The following is a 15780-nucleotide window of genomic DNA, read 5'->3' as shown; positions in this document are numbered from 1 at the left end:
AATGAAATTAGACTTCGCCTCCGTTTTTATAAAGACATTGAAGAAAACACAGATTCAGTGCTCCAAAAATTCGAAAATTTTAAAATCAATTGTACCGAAGATTGTCATCTAAAAATCAATCACAATCATATTTGGATGAATATGCCTGATGCCAAAAAGGAATATTGGTCGCCCCATTTGCATTTGGAATTGGAATCAAAAGAAGATGGTGGTACTCATATCCGTGGACTATTTGGTCCTGATGGCACTTTATGGACACTTTTTATGTTCCTGCATTTTATGGTAGCGGGAATTTTTATCATTTTCAGTGCCATCGCTTACTCCAATTACGTCTTGAAACAACCGACCACAATGGATTTAATCGTTATGTTGCTAATGGTTATCGTTTGGTTTTTGCTTTATTTCATCGCCAAACAAATCCGATTCAAAGGCAATGGACAAATGAATGAATTGGAAGGAAAGTTCTTGGAGATTTTGGAGTAGTAGTATTTTGTTGGAGTCATTTTCTAATTACCTTACTAAACAACAAGTTGTAACATCAAAAAAATAAATTATCATATTAAACTAATTACATATATTTGACAAAAAAATATGGAAACTCTTATTATCAGTTTAGTTCTTGGTATCATATCTGGATTAATAGCTTCCTATATGTTCTTGATGCTATATTTAAAAAAGAAACGACCTGTTATTGAAATTTCAAATTATATAAGCAAAATAGAATATGGGGGAGAGACAAATTATTTATTTAAATTTATAAATAAAACTGATTCTGAAATCTTTGATGTTCGTATGGAACCTACTTTTTATAAACCTGTTGGGGATTTTAACGGTAGAAATTTAATAGGCAAGGATATTACTCTTAAAGACAACTTTTCAGCATATATACCTTGTGACAATGAGAAAGACACTCATAATTTACACGCAATGAGGATAAGAACTACTGATGATTTAGAAAAAGACTGGACAGACGAATCTTCTTTTATACGTTTAACAATTATTGCAAAACATTCTTTATCGGGATTAAACAAAGTTTTTGTAAAAGACTTCCTATCAAAAGATTGTATAACGATAAAGAAATTTCTTTCAGGAAACGATTTAAAGGTAAGTTAAAAAACATTAACACCATTTATTTGGCAAATCGAAATTTCGGTACTAAATTTGAAGTATTAAAAAGAAAAACATTAAACAACGATATTATGAAACAAGATGTGATTTTAGGATAACAATCCAAAGACTAAAAAAGCTATTAATCTCACAAAAAAGAAGCCAGTAATTAAATACTGGCTTCTTTTGTTAAATAAATATCGCAACTAATAATGTGTCGCATAAATTAAACATCTAAAATTTCCCTACTGATTATACCCAAACCTTTTCAACATATTCGCATTGCTTCTCCAGTTTTTGTTGACTTTCACGTACAATTCGATGTGAATTTGTTTGCCAAAAAACTTCTCTAAATCAGCACGAGCATCCATTCCAACTTGTTTCAAGGCGGCACCTTTGTGACCAATAATGATTCCTTTTTGGGTTTCGCGTTCCACCATAATCAGCGAACGAATTCGGATAATGTTTTCGTCTTCAAAGAATTCTTCGGTTACGATTTCAACCGCATACGGGATTTCTTTGCTGTAATTCAACAAGATTTTCTCGCGAATGGTTTCGTTTACGAAGAAACGCTCTGGTTTGTCGGTTAATTGATCTTTTGGATAATAAGCTGGAGATTCCGGCAACAATTCAATTATTCTTTGAAAAACTTCGGGAACATTAAAATTCTGCAAAGCGGATATTGGATAAATCTCGGCATTGGGAACTTTCTCTGTCCAAAAAGCAACTTGGGTTTCTAATTGCTCTTGATTAGAATTGTCAATTTTGTTCAATAACAACAAAACTGGAATCTTGGAATGGATGATTTTATTGAAAAAAGCTTCGTCTTTCAACTCTTGTTCGCCAATTTCGACCATATAAATCAAAATATCGGCATCTTCAAAAGCGGATTTCACGAAGTTCATCATCGATTCCTGCATTTCATAAGCGGGCTTGATAATTCCTGGAGTATCGGACAAGATTAATTGAAAATCTTCGCCGTTTACAATCCCCAAAATTCGATGACGGGTGGTTTGTGCTTTTGACGTGATGATGGATAATCTTTCGCCAACGAAGGCATTCATTAAGGTTGATTTCCCTACGTTTGGATTTCCGATGATATTTACAAAACCTGCTTTATGTTCCATATTATTGTTCTTTATACTAATAACAAAAAGCCACTCTTTTCAGAATGGATTGCTTAGTAGCGGGAACTGTACGAGCCTTAAGTCATGCAAATTCAACAAATGTTTCAAAATTCGTTAAGTTCCCTAGTGTTTTATATTGTTTTACAAAAAGTACTTAACGGTTGCTATTGACAAAATATGCTAATTGTTAAGCACTTTTTGCTACAATTTTGTACAGTTTGCTATCTTAGTAAAAAAGAAAGCAATGTATTGTAAAGCGACAGTTAATAACGGTTCTGTAGTTATTTACTATGGTATTATGAGATTTCCTACTGGTGTAAAAATTTCAAAGGGCAAAGATAGACAAAATAAGTTCAAGGAATGAGACTATAAAAAAAATAGCGTTATTTCGGATGTCAAAAATTCTGCTGAAATGAATAAAGCCATCACAGATGGTGTTAACAAAAGTGACAATATTGTTTCACAATACCTTTAATTGACGATAAAATAGTAAAAGAGGAGTAAATAAGGAGTGATTCTGATAGATATTTAAAGAGATTCAAAACAAAAGACCATCTGATAAATATGCTTTTTTACTTGTTTGCCAAGTGTAATTCGCTTCGAGAAGTTCTTTTTAAAGAAGTTAAAATGTGATGATAACACTATTTATGTTTATAACAAAAGATACAATGATTACAAGACTTTCAAGCATTTTTACAATTAAACTTCTAAAAAAATTGTTTTAAACAATTTGCACCACCGCATAAATCTATTTAATAACCCGATATCACTTTTTTATTCATCAAAATGTAAAACCTTGGGGATTTCAAAACTCAAAATTAAATCCTTTTTGAGTAAGTTTTTCATAAATATCAGAATCAAATTTATACAACTTTGCCGCTCTATGAGAAACATCTTGCTGTTTTTCATCCAGAGCAAGCAATAACTTCATATGCAATATTTTTCTGCGGAAATTCGATTTATCCATCTCTATACCTAAAATCTCTTCATAGAGTTGCATTAGCTGCAACAACGTAAATTTTTCGGGTAAAAGATTGAAGCCTATTGGAGTCTTTAAAACTCGAGCCTGTAATTTTTTTAGGCCAAAAGCTAAAATTTCATTGTGATCATAAATTAAATCTGGAATATCATTAATTTTATACCACTTTGCATCCGAAGCTGTAAAACCAGCTTTTACATTAAAGTCTTCTCGTTTCAATAAAGCATAATAACCAATGGTTATAACCCTCCTTAATGGAAAACGATCAGGTTCTCCAAAAGCCTTCAACTGCTCTAAATATATATTATCTAATCCTGTAAGCTCTCCTAATAGTCGATGTGCGGCATTATCTACACTTTCTTTTTTTCTAATCCAACCACCAGGAAGACCCCATTTCCCTTTACTTATTCCTTCGCCGTGCTGTACTAAAAGCACTTCAAGAATTCCGTTATCAAAACCAAATATTACACAATCAATACTAAACGCATCCATAACCGAAGTGTCCTCCATTCTTTCACCTGATTCTTTATTAACCATAACAAAACAAAATTTGCATAAAAATAGGTAATTTTTTAAAAAACACCCCAAAGCTAAATCATAGTGTTTTTTTTTAAACACAACTTAATAACAATCAAACAACTCTGTTTTTTTTAATCTGTATTTTAAATTTTTAACAAATTCAAGCAATTAATTGCCAATTAAATAAAACTCCAATGTGTTTACACTGCAAACACAATCCGAAAGTAACTCATTTTTATTATATACATAATAATATTTCCAATAAATTTTCAATTATAAATTTTTAACCATAATATTTTGTTAATATGGAAAAAAGTTTTAGTATTGTAGTCAAATTAACCATAAGGATGTAAAAAATAATAAAAAGAGAAAAAAAGAGCCTTTATTTAATCATAGCAGTCACCATTTTGACAGAAATGCTTTCCAAATATGATTCCGCAACAATCTCGAGTATTATAGTATGGCACTAGCTATGAAACGTCATTTATAATTCTTTTTTTTAACACAAAATCATTAATCATAAATTTTTTATTTGTCAAAAAACAACATTTAATCCCATTAAATTTTGAAAAACCAAATCCAATATACCGATACGATTAATGATTCCACTCTTTGGAGTAATCTAAAAGAAGGTGATGAAAAAGCTTTTTCTTTACTTTTTAAAAAATATTATGGAAATTTAGTCCAATATGGAAATTTATTTTCACCTTGTACCGAAAAGGTACAAGATTGCGTGCAAGATGTATTTACAGATATTTGGGTTTATAGACAATCCTTAAATGATTCCGTCGTAGTAAAAGCCTATCTATTATCTTGTGTTCGTAAGCGCATTGCACGATTACAAGAACGGGATCATATTTTTCGCCAAACCACTTCAATGGATTCGATTAAATTTCTATTTGAATTTTCCATTGAGCATCAGCTTATTTTAGATGAGGCCACCACCACTAAAGTATCCCGTCTCAATAAACTATTGAATGACTTGCCTACACGTCAAAAAGAAGCTTTATATCTTCGCTATCACCAAGGACTTTCTGTAGAACAAATTTCCGAAATGCTTCATATTAATTATCAATCAGCCAACAATTTACTACATCGAACTTTATTGAACCTTCGTAAAGAATGGAAAGACACTATTCTACCCACTTTGTCATTATTTTTATTTTTTAGTAGTTTTTTTTAGTAAATCAAAAAAAAAGTTGCGATTTAATGAGTATGTAATAAAAAAACAGTCCTCTATAATAGAGTAATCCTTTTTTAATGCGACAACGTAACAATTATACAGAAATAGAAGATTTCTTAGCCGATACATCATTCCAATTGTGGGTAAGATCAAAGGATGATCAACAAGGTTGGGAAGAATGGACTTTAGAAAATCCCAAACGTGCCAAGTTAGTTGAGGAAGCACGACTATGGTTATTAGCTATGAAAGTTTCCGACGATAATTTGTCTCAAACCGCTATTGAAACTGCGTTGGAATCTACTTGGATGAAAATAGATAACAAGGAAGTAGTCGAAAAAACAACCCAAAGACCTGTAGCAAAACTGTGGCAAAATTATTGGTTAAGGGGAGTCGCATCAGTTTTACTTTTTGGCCTATTGTCGAGTTTGATTTACAATAATTATTTTATTTCTAAAAACCCTATAATAAATTACGATGAGCTTATCAATGAAAACGCGGAAGGACTTGTAGAACAAACAAATAATTCAAACAAGCCACAAATTATAACCTTATCTGATGGTAGCTCCGTCTTACTTCAACCAAATAGCAAGCTTAGTTACCCTAAAATCTTTGTTGGAAACGAAAGAAAAGTATATCTGTCAGGTGAAGGCTTTTTTGAAATTAGCAAGAACCCGAAAAAACCCTTTTTTGTGTTCGCAAATGAAATAGTCACAAAAGTTGTTGGAACCAGCTTCAGAATAAAAGCATACGCTAATGAGCAAAATATAGAGGTGCTTGTTCGAACTGGCATAGTAAAAGTGAGATCTAATCAATTAATTAGAAATTCAAAAGATCAGGAAGTTGCTTTACTGCCAAATCAAGCTTTGCGATTCGTACGCCAAAATCTTACTTTTAATAAAATCACAGATATTACGCAAGACGAATCTATAGCTCATACCGTAAGTAGTAATATTGAGCAGTTAAGTTTTGAATTTACAGATATTCCTGTATCCCAAATCTTCAAAACCATTGAGCAAGCCTATTTAGTGAACATTGATTTTCCTAGAGAAAAATTAAAAGACTGCCACCTCACAACCTCTCTTAGTGATCAACCACTACCTGAAAAACTAAAAATCATTTGTAAATCTATTGGTAATGATTCCAATTATGTAATGAACGGTAACCAAATTATTATATTATCAAATGGATGTAACTAAACCTGATTTGCCTATGTAAAAAAGAAATTTACAAAAAAGCGTCGAAATGCTGTAACATATTCGACGCCTAAAGAAATCAAATTGCTCTCTGTAAAGAGTGATTTGTGTTGTTTCTAGAATACCCAACTAAATAGTATTAATTAAAACAAACCAAAATTATGAAAAAACCTGTTGTTAAACAACTATTACTCATTCGAATCATGAAAATAACATTTTTCCAATTTGTGTTAGCATTAGTATTTTCTACGGTCACTATGGCGAACAGTGTCAATGGACAAGGAAAACTAAATACGAAGGTGACGATCAACGTTACTAATATTGGCTTAGACAATGCTTTAACCAAGCTTGAAGAGTCTGCACATGTCAAATTCTCGTATAATTCCAGAATGGATAAATTAGACGAAAAAGTGAGCATAGTTGCCAATAATGAATCCTTATTAAATATTCTCAATCGAATTTTAACCCCATTAAATATTGGGTTTTCTGAAGTAAGCAACCAAATTGTTTTGCAAAAGGAAAACATTCAAGATGCGGGGAATAAAGCAGAGGCAAGTAAAAAAATATCAGAAATTAGTATTAATGAAATTACTGTAAAAGGTAAAGTAACAGATGAAAATGGAATGCCAATTCCTGGAGCAAGTTTACTTTTAGAAGGTACAAATAATGGGGCTATAACTGATTTTGAAGGAAATTATACAATCGTCGCAAAATCGGATGGAGTATTGAAATTCAGTTATGTGGGCTATAAAACACAACGTATTCCAATCAACAACAGTACCGTAATCAATGTTACTCTGCAGCCAGAGACTAATGATCTTAATGAAGTTGTAGTAATAGGTTATGGAACTCAAAAGAAAAAAGTTTCTACTGCTTCAACCTCTATCGTTTCGGGCAAAGACATTCGAAATGTAGCTAGTATAGATGTTTTGAATGCTCTTCAAGGTCAAACTTCAGGGGTAAACATTACCTCTACATCTGGACAACCAGGTGCAGGAATGAAAATAGAAATTCGTGGAGCTGGAACCATAGGAAACAGAGATCCACTGTATGTAGTAGATGGCGTCCCTATCGATAATGGCATTGGTTACCTTGACCCATCAGTAATAGAAAGAGTTGACGTCTTGAAAGATGCCTCAGCAGCCTCTATTTATGGAGCAAGAGCGGCAAATGGTGTAGTTTTAGTAACTACTAAAAAAGGGAAAGAAGGTGTAATGAATGTAACTTTTGACAGCTACACAGGAATTCAAAAAGTTGCCAAGCGATTAGATTTATTAAATACTCAAGAATATACTCATTTAACCGATGAGGGGAGAGTAAATTCTGGTTTAGCGCCGTTGTATCCGTCAGCTATAGCTGCTGATTTACCAAACAATGATTGGCAAAAAGATATGTTCAAAGACGGAGCTATAAAACAAAATCATTCTGTTATGATGACAGGAGGCGATAAGAGATCGAGCATTGCCACTGGATTTTCATACTATGGACAAGAAGGTCTTATAGGTAGTAGTCTTGCCAACCAGTCCAATTACAGACGTCTTACTTTCACTGTAAATAGTGCTATGGACGTAATTGCTGACCGTTTGAAAATTGGCGAAAACTTTTCGTTTGCCAACATCAATTCCAGAGGGATTGCAGATGGTGGTATATATGGCAATAGTGTTCGAGGATTTTTGCAAGCTGCCCCAATAGATGTTCCCTACAATGCCGATGGCACTTTTGCACGCTCTATTATATCAGTCGATCGTGTAAATCCTTTGGCAGCACTGTATTACAACAATTTTAATGAAACTAAAACCAACCGTTATGTTGCTAATATTTTTGCCGAATTAAAATTGACAGAAGGACTTACTTTTAAATCCAGCTTTGGAGTGGACATTTCCGATAGTGGCTATCGTTCTTACAATCCTATTTACACCCTTTCGTCCAACAACATAAACACGGTTTCCAGCGTAACCCAAAACAGCAACAAGGGTATTGGCTGGAGTTTTGAAAATACCTTAAACTACAAATTTAACATAAAAAATATCCATCATTTTGATGTTTTGATAGGTACTTCTGCCAAAGAAAAAAAATCGGAAAGGCTAGAAGGAAAAGGTTTTAATCTAAAAAGAGATGGATTTCAGTACGCTTATTTGTCTAATACCGTATATGACGGTACAGCAGCTACAGCACCAGTTATCTCTGGAAGCCCTTATACTTATACCTCTTTATCCAGTTTTGGACGTATGTTCTACGATTATAATAACAAATATTTGCTCTCAGCTTCAGTTCGTAGAGATGGATCGTCAGAATTTGGCCCCAATAACAAATATGCAATTTTTCCAGCAGCTTCTTTGGGTTGGAATGTGGACAAAGAATCATTCTTTCCAGAAAACAACGTGCTGAACAACTTGAAATTAAGAGCTAGTTGGGGGCAAAATGGTAATGACCAATTTTCTAAACAATTTGCCTATTCTTCTACTATTTCTACTTACGACAAAAATTATCAATTTGGCAATGGAGCCAGCCAACCTTTAACCCCTGGCGGAGTATCTGACTCCAGCTCTAACCCTGATTTGAAATGGGAAACCTCCGAACAAATAGATTATGGTTTTGATGCCCGTTTGTTCAATGGTTTGGATATAGTTTTTGATTATTATAACAAAACCACCAAAGACTGGCTGGTACAACCTCCTGTAACCGAAACGACTGGTCTTGCCGCTCCTTTTGTAAATGGTGGCGATGTAAGAAACCGCGGTGTAGAGCTTGGTTTAAATTACAAAGGAATTGTTGGTAAAAATTGGACGTATGGCATTAGTGCCAATATTTCGCACAACCAAAATGAAGTGACCCGAATAGCCAATGCTGAGCAAATTATACACGGAGATGGTAGCATTTTATTCAATGGTCTTGATGAATTAAACCGTGTACAAGTGGGGCAACCTATGGGTTATTTCTACGGACTACAAACAGATGGAATTTTTCAAACACAAGCCGAAGTGGATGCCTATTCTGTGGGTGGAACTAAAATTCAACCAAATGCATTACCTGGTGATGTAAAATTTGTAGATTTAAACGGCGATGGTAAAATTGATCTTAACGATAAAACCAAAATTGGCGACCCAAATCCTAAATATACCTTTGGTTTAAATTTAGAAGCAGCATACAAAGCCTTCGATATATCGATTTATACCTACGGAGTATCGGGCAACCAAAACGTTTTTGCTCTTCAGGGCAATACCACTGCTATTTTGAACAGATGGACAGGACCAGGAACGTCAAACACTATTCCTCGGATAACTGCCTTGTCTGATGCTAACGGAAACTACACTCGTTTTTCCGATTTATACCTTCAAGATGGTAGTTTTTATAGAATTAAAAATATAACATTAGGTTGTGATATTGCTAAATTGATAAACAAACCAATGGCTTTTAGTAAATTAAGATTTTATGTATCTGCAAACAATCTGTTTACCTTTACTAAATACCAAGGTATGGATCCAGAGGTTGGCTATGGATATGCTGGCTGGGGAAAAGGAATAGATGTAGGATACTATCCACAACCTCGAGTTTATACGATTGGACTAAACGCAAACTTTTAAGTTAATTATAAAATATAAAAAGAAATGAAAAAATTCATACAACTTTTTGCAGTAACTGCTATACTAACTATAACTTCATGTTCCAAAGATTTTTTAGATACCTCTCCAGTTACAGAAGCAACTACCGAAAATTTTTATAAAATACCATCCGAAGCATTCCAAGGGTTGGTAGCTGTATATGATGCCTTGCAACAAGGAGGAGATGCTTATGGAGGATCGCTTTTAACTTCTGAAATAGCATCCGACAACTGTTTTCTAGGTTTTGGATCACAGGATGGTACAGGTATTAATGAGTGGGATAGATTCCAGACTGTACCAAATTCAGAAACTAATAATGCGGTATGGAAAGCCAATTATTTGGGAATTGCCCGTGCTAATATTTTATTAGAGCATCTTGATCAAGTAAATTGGGGTTCGGATACTGCTCTACGAACACAATACGAAGCAGAAGCTAAATTTTTGAGAGCCTATTTCCACTTTGAATTAGCTCGAACTTTTGGAGATATTATCCCGTTGGATCACACTATTAAGACTACAGACAACACGCTCCCAAGAGTTGATGCAGCTACCACTTATGAACTGATTGCTAGCGATTTGAAATTTGCTGTCGATAATTTAGAAAATGATAATTATTCTACCCCTAACAACGCCAAATACGGTCGTATTACCAAATGGGCAGCCGAAACCTATATGGCAAAAGTATATTTGTTTTACACAGGATATTACAACAAACCCGATTTGGCTGGAGTAGTTACCCAAGCACAAGCTACCACCTATATCGATGATGTGATTAATAACAGTGGTCATGATTTAATTTCCGATTATTCACAACTTTGGGTTGCCTCTGCAGCAAGTTCTACCAGTCATATTTACGCTGGTGAGGGCAACACCGAAGATATTTTTGCCATACGTTATGACAATATTGGAAAAGGAGACTGGAATTTGCACGATGGTAACCGTTTTGTTGTAAATATTGCACCTCGTGGTGGTGGTGTAGGCGTATATTCAAACGGTTGGGGCGGAGGTACCGTAAACCCAGCATTAGTGGCAGCATACGAAGTTGGTGATACCCGAAAAGCAGCCTCTTTTATAGACTTTGTAGGTGAAGGTTTGACATACGACCCTAATGCGTCTAACATATCTCAACGCCAATACACTGGATATTCTTGGAAAAAATATTGTCCCGTAAATAACACCTCTGGCGTGGGAATTACTACTGCCAATGGGGGCAATTTTCAAGTAGATAATTACGAGGATATTGTCATCTTGCGTTTTGCAGATGCTTTGCTTTTAGCTGCCGAACTTAACTTAACTTCTAACCCAGCATTTGCTCAAACTTGTTTAGACAGAGTACGTGATCGTGCTTTTGGAGATACAACACACCGTGTTGCCGTTAGTAAAGCTATAATTCTAAACGAACGCCGTTTGGAACTTGCCTTGGAAGGAAACCGTTATTATGATTTACTTCGTCAAGGTTTGGCAGTTGCCAAAGCGGCTATAGACAAAACAGACAGTACCAACGATGTAAACACAGGTTTTAACGTATCCTTTCGTTCTGAAACCTTGGGCTGGTTTGCCATACCACAAACGCAAATTCTTCTTTCTGCTGGTGGCATTTCTCAAAACCCTGGTTGGTAATTTAAAATTAATGTTTAACAAAAAAATAAAATATATGAAACGTATCCTTCAATTTAGTGCTGTTGCACTATTCTTTGGTTTCCTTTTCTCCTGCACGCCAGTAGAAAACAGAGTAAGTACCGATATGACCTATACCCAAGCAAAGCTTGACTATACTGCCACATTAACAGGCAATACTCTCACGATGACCAACAATAATTCGGATATTATTCCGTATTGGACTGTTAGCAACTCTTCTGGGGTGGTTGTAGCCACTTTTAACACTAATATAGCAACGCTTTATTTGTATTTTGCAGGTGACTATACTGTAAACTATACCGCCTATACCAAAGGTGGTTCTATCGAAGCAACCCCAATAGTCGTAACCATAACGACCCCCGATTTAAGTCAATTCACCGACCCTCGATGGGCTTTGCTTACTAATGGAGCCGATGGTAAAACATGGATATTAAAAAAAGCAGACCCCGTAGAATATGCTGGAATAAATTATCCACATAGTGCAGTAATGGATGCTATTTATGGTATTCCCACTACCAGAGACTGGAATTGGGATCCGGGTAGTTTGCAAAGTTGGTCAGGATATGAAGATAAAGACTGGGGAGAAATTACCTTCAATATGAACGGTGGTTTAAATGTGATTACAACTCAAACCTCCTTTACCACTGGTAGCACCACAAAAAAATCAACTTCGGCAGCTTTTAACTACACTATGACCTCCGATTTTTCGAACGATAAATTGCTCTTTACTGGCGGAGCAGAAATGCTACATATGAATGAATCCAGTCCCCTTAACTTTTCCAATGTGAGACTAATAGAACTTACTGACACTACTTTGTGCTATACGGCAGTTACTACTGGCACTGGTATAACTATTTACCACCTCATTGCAAAATAATTTTTAATTAAAACTACCGAAAAGAAAATTTTTTTTCGGTAGTTTTATTTCTTTTTCAAAATCAGTAAATAATCGAAATGAAATTGTATTGTCCCGAAATAGCTATACACAAAAAAGTTAACTAAAGCGAATACGAAATCTTCAACGTCCTCTCCTCGGAATCAACACCGATAAAGTGATTGCTGAAATATTAAAAAACTGATTATACCTCAAAAAGCTATGAAAAACTTTATTTTCAGTATTGGCAATTAAAAACAACCTCTATTTTAGTACCTTCTCCTAATTTGCTTGCAATAGTCAATTCAGCTTGTGCCAATCGGGCTCGCTCTTGCATATTTTTCAAGCCAATACCATCATTTTCTTGAGTAGTACTTTCAAATCCTTCACCATTATCTTCAATTAGCAGTAGCAGTTTATTGTTTTCATTTTTGGTCAAAGTAACGATGCAAATAGCAGCTTCGGAATACTTAATAACATTCGACAAGGCTTCTTGTACAATTCTAAAAATAGTAATTTTAACCAAGCCATCAATGGTATTCCAATTCAGATTACTTTCATCAGAAAATGAAAAATGTGTTGTTGCAAGTTCATTTTTCTCCTGAATCAAGTCACTCAATAAATGAATATACTCCCAATGATCTTCAATATCATCAGTATGCAAATCGTGTGAAATGTCTCTAATTTCTAGCTCAATTTCTTGCAATAAATCCACATAACCAAGGCGTTTTTCCTTTACTTCAAGAGCATCACTACTGTTTAGAATACCCAATTGAAGACGAGTGCCATACAGTTTATTCAATACGCTATCGTGCAGCTCCCTTGAAATCCTATTTTGTTCCTTAAGTTTTATTGCGTTAAATTTTGTTTGATAGTCTTTTAATAACTCAAAAATTTCCTCCTCTGCCTTTTGATGCTGTTGCTGATGAGCAAGTTCTCTTTTTTTATTTTCAATATAACGATAAGTCAGAATTCCTCCTGCTATCAAAATCACGGCAAGCAAACCTAATATAAGATACAAATTCTTGATTGATAACTCTTTATTATTATCCTCAACAACAGAAGTCTCATATTCAATTCGTGCGTATTTATTGCGATTATTTCTTTGCACTTTTGTTAGACTATCGCTAATATCAATATATCTTTTGTTATAAAAAGAATTATTCCGATAATCTATTTTAGACAATAATTTCAAACTTATTTTAATATCATCACTCGATTGTAGCTTTTCTGCCAATTGCAAAGATTGTTTTAGGTAGCTTATAGAGTGTAACGTGTCTCGTACTACAGCATAATATTCTCCTAAATAGGACAACTTATAAATTTGGCTCGCTTCATTACTATTTTTTCTGGAGATGTCCAATGCCTCTTTCAAAAGTTTTTCAACCCCTGAAAGATTGCCGCTTTTCATCTTGGTATAACCCAAATTACCAATAATAGTAGCATAATAAGTTGGCCAATCTTTTTTTAATGTTGGACTCATTATAGATTCTAATTCTTGTATTGCCTTATTATACTGTGCAGTTTTTCTATAGACTTCAGCAAGCTTTACTGATACAGAAATTTTATAATTGTTGTTTTTAACAAATACAACATCATTTTCTAATAAATGATTCAAAACTTTTTTTGCCAATAAATAATACTTTTCGGCATTGTTATATTCTTCTAATCTTGAAAGAGTAGAACCCATTAAAGTACAACTAGAAAAAAGCAGTTTTTTATCTTCACTATTTTTTAATAATTGTAAAGCTTTTGAAAGTAGTATTTCGCTTTCCAGAAAGTTACCTTCATAAAATAACACATAAGCCTTGTTGAACAGCATTTTCCCTGTCATCTCTTGGTTATTCAATAAGCGATAAAGCTTTTCGGCTTGATGATAATAATAGTATGCACTGTCTTTTTGTTTGACTTCATAAGTATCGCCTATATAATAAAAACTCTTGGCTATTGCCATTGTATCTTTCGTATGTTCAGACAACTTTAATACTTTTTGACAAACGGCTAATGATTTTGATGATTCAGACAAATAATAATACTCTGCAGATAAATCAAATAAAAAATTTCGAGTAAGTGTATCATTTTTTAATGAGCTTAAAGATGAATTTAAAGAATCTAAAAAGACCAACTTTTTGTCTTGATTCAATGTTTTATAACTATTTTTTTCAAATAATTGTGAAGAAAGATTTGCAACTTTAGGCTTTGTACAAGAACCTATTACAAAAAAGAGAAAAAAAAGTAGAGTTGTATTTTTCAAAAGTTTTTATTCAAAAATAAACAAAAAAAAGACCATATTCGATATGGCCTTAAAAAGTATTTTTAGTTGATTTTATTTAGGTTTAGTATTAATTTCTTCCAAAGAAACATCAGTTGGTGTTTTGGGATTGCTAGGTGTAACCTCAGTAGCTTGACTTTTAGTGTCGGTCACAGAATCAGCAGTACAAGAGTATAAAGAAAGACTAACAAAGGCTAATAAAAAAAGTTGGGTTAAAAATTTTGGTTTCATAAAAAATCATTTTTAAAAATTGATAAAAAGAGTCCTGGCCGAACCTTCTGGGCTCAACGACGTATTGATTTTTCTGAAAAGAAGGGAAGTCTTTTGCAGTGCTGTTTTAAGGTCTTTCCCTAGCTTAAAACAGCGATTAAAGCTTTAATTTTTCAATGGTTAAATGTAGATATTGCCACTATTCCAAAAGATATTTTTGGACAGCCTTTAGTAATCCGCACACCAATAAGAGTAATCCGTAGGGTTTTGAGAATAACTTACAAGTTCGGCTTAAGTTATACGAACCAAAATAGCGTCAATATTGTCTTTGTAGGTTCTGGAAAAGGGCAAAATGATTTCATTATTATCTAAGTAGCAGTTGCATTTGCCCAAATTAATGCGGCTCACATAGTCGATATTAATCAAATAACTATGGTGAATTCTAAAAAAATAAAAAGGAAGTAGTTGTTCAAAATGCTTCAATGTTTTAAAAGCCGAAATAACTTTTCCGTTTTTCAAATAAAAATCGGTTGTATTATTATCAGCTTTCAGATAAATAATATCATTGGGGTTGATAAAATGATAATCCCCATTCGATTTAATCGAAATTTTGGCTGCAAGCGACTTATGTGTTTTTTGATAGCGCATCAAGCATTTTTGTAAATCGATTTCATCAATAGGTTGAACCAAATAGCCAGAAACTCCTCGTTGATAGGCTTCATAAGCAGCTTCTTTAGTAGTACTCAAAACAATTATTGTGGGTAAATCAACTAAATATTCGTGCAATTCACTAATCAATGAAAAAGAATAGGATTGGCTTATTAAAGTATTGCCAATAGATAAAAATACAATATTAGGTTTCAATTCAAGAATCTTATTAATTCCTTCTGTTTTAGAATTACAAATAGCAACACACAAAAAGTCTTCATAATTTTTTAGTGCCTTCAATGTAGCGGTCGAATACTCAGAATCGTCGATAAGTACAAAAGAAAATTGCATTTTTTTGTTTGCAATTTAATCGAGTAAAAAATACCTGTTTTACGGTAAAACCGTAATTTTTAATATTTTTTGATTAG

At 33.7% G+C, this 15780-nt stretch carries 13 protein-coding genes; 8 read left to right on the top strand and 5 right to left on the bottom strand.

Features of this window, described 5'->3' with window-relative positions:
• On the top strand, positions 1 to 483 hold a 483-nt coding region (locus PHC28_RS06370; RefSeq protein WP_300097437.1), incomplete at its 5' end, for a hypothetical protein.
• Positions 484 to 591: 108 nt separating this feature from the next.
• On the top strand, positions 592 to 1113 hold the full coding sequence (locus PHC28_RS06365) for a hypothetical protein (RefSeq protein ID WP_300097435.1): 522 nt from the start codon (positions 592 to 594) through the stop codon (positions 1111 to 1113).
• Positions 1114 to 1352: 239 nt separating this feature from the next.
• On the opposite strand, the gene era is transcribed toward PHC28_RS06365, so the two are convergent.
• Positions 1353 to 2234, bottom strand: a complete 882-nt coding sequence (gene era, locus PHC28_RS06360; protein ID WP_300097433.1) for a GTPase Era — start codon at positions 2232 to 2234, stop codon at positions 1353 to 1355.
• Between the two features lie 504 nt (positions 2235 to 2738).
• On the opposite strand from era, the gene PHC28_RS18335 reads away from it, so the two are divergent.
• Positions 2739 to 2867 (top strand): DUF4372 domain-containing protein, encoded by a 129-nt coding sequence (locus PHC28_RS18335; protein ID WP_367277993.1) that lies wholly within the window; start codon positions 2739 to 2741, stop codon positions 2865 to 2867.
• Between the two features lie 172 nt (positions 2868 to 3039).
• On the opposite strand, the gene PHC28_RS06355 is transcribed toward PHC28_RS18335, so the two are convergent.
• Entirely contained in the window at positions 3040 to 3750 is a 711-nt protein-coding gene (locus tag PHC28_RS06355; protein ID WP_300097431.1) for an NUDIX domain-containing protein, read from the bottom strand.
• Positions 3751 to 4297: 547 nt separating this feature from the next.
• On the opposite strand from PHC28_RS06355, the gene PHC28_RS06350 reads away from it, so the two are divergent.
• From PHC28_RS06350 to PHC28_RS06330, 5 genes are all read left to right on the top strand, one after another.
• The gene (locus tag PHC28_RS06350; RefSeq protein ID WP_300097429.1) at positions 4298 to 4915 is read left to right on the top strand and encodes a sigma-70 family RNA polymerase sigma factor; all 618 of its coding nucleotides are present in this window, start codon (positions 4298 to 4300) and stop codon (positions 4913 to 4915) included.
• A 77-nt stretch (positions 4916 to 4992) separates the two neighbouring features.
• A complete protein-coding gene (locus tag PHC28_RS06345) occupies positions 4993 to 6111 on the top strand; it encodes a FecR family protein (RefSeq protein ID WP_300097427.1) in 1119 nt (372 codons plus the stop codon).
• Between the two features lie 158 nt (positions 6112 to 6269).
• Positions 6270 to 9692: a TonB-dependent receptor gene (locus PHC28_RS06340; RefSeq protein ID WP_300097425.1), complete on the top strand. Its 3423-nt coding sequence runs from the start codon at positions 6270 to 6272 to the stop codon at positions 9690 to 9692.
• 24 nt (positions 9693 to 9716) lie between these two features.
• Positions 9717 to 11330: a RagB/SusD family nutrient uptake outer membrane protein gene (locus PHC28_RS06335; RefSeq protein ID WP_300097423.1), complete on the top strand. Its 1614-nt coding sequence runs from the start codon at positions 9717 to 9719 to the stop codon at positions 11328 to 11330.
• A gap of 34 nt (positions 11331 to 11364) precedes the next feature.
• Entirely contained in the window at positions 11365 to 12225 is an 861-nt protein-coding gene (locus PHC28_RS06330; RefSeq protein WP_300097421.1) for a hypothetical protein, read from the top strand.
• 235 nt (positions 12226 to 12460) lie between these two features.
• On the opposite strand, the gene PHC28_RS06325 is transcribed toward PHC28_RS06330, so the two are convergent.
• From PHC28_RS06325 to PHC28_RS06315, 3 genes are all read right to left on the bottom strand, one after another.
• Complete coding sequence (locus tag PHC28_RS06325; RefSeq protein WP_300097420.1) at positions 12461 to 14476, bottom strand: sensor histidine kinase; 2016 nt, start codon at positions 14474 to 14476, stop codon at positions 12461 to 12463.
• Between the two features lie 72 nt (positions 14477 to 14548).
• Entirely contained in the window at positions 14549 to 14725 is a 177-nt protein-coding gene (locus PHC28_RS06320; protein ID WP_300097418.1) for a hypothetical protein, read from the bottom strand.
• Positions 14726 to 14995: 270 nt separating this feature from the next.
• Positions 14996 to 15703: a LytTR family DNA-binding domain-containing protein gene (locus tag PHC28_RS06315; protein WP_300097416.1), complete on the bottom strand. Its 708-nt coding sequence runs from the start codon at positions 15701 to 15703 to the stop codon at positions 14996 to 14998.
• Between the last annotated feature and the right edge of the window lie 77 nt (positions 15704 to 15780).

Source organism: Flavobacterium sp. (assembly GCF_028712645.1).
Taxonomy (GTDB): Bacteria; Bacteroidota; Bacteroidia; order Flavobacteriales; family Flavobacteriaceae; genus Flavobacterium.
Note: the sequence above shows the minus strand (reverse complement) of the source record. Positions and strands in the feature narration are given on the sequence as shown.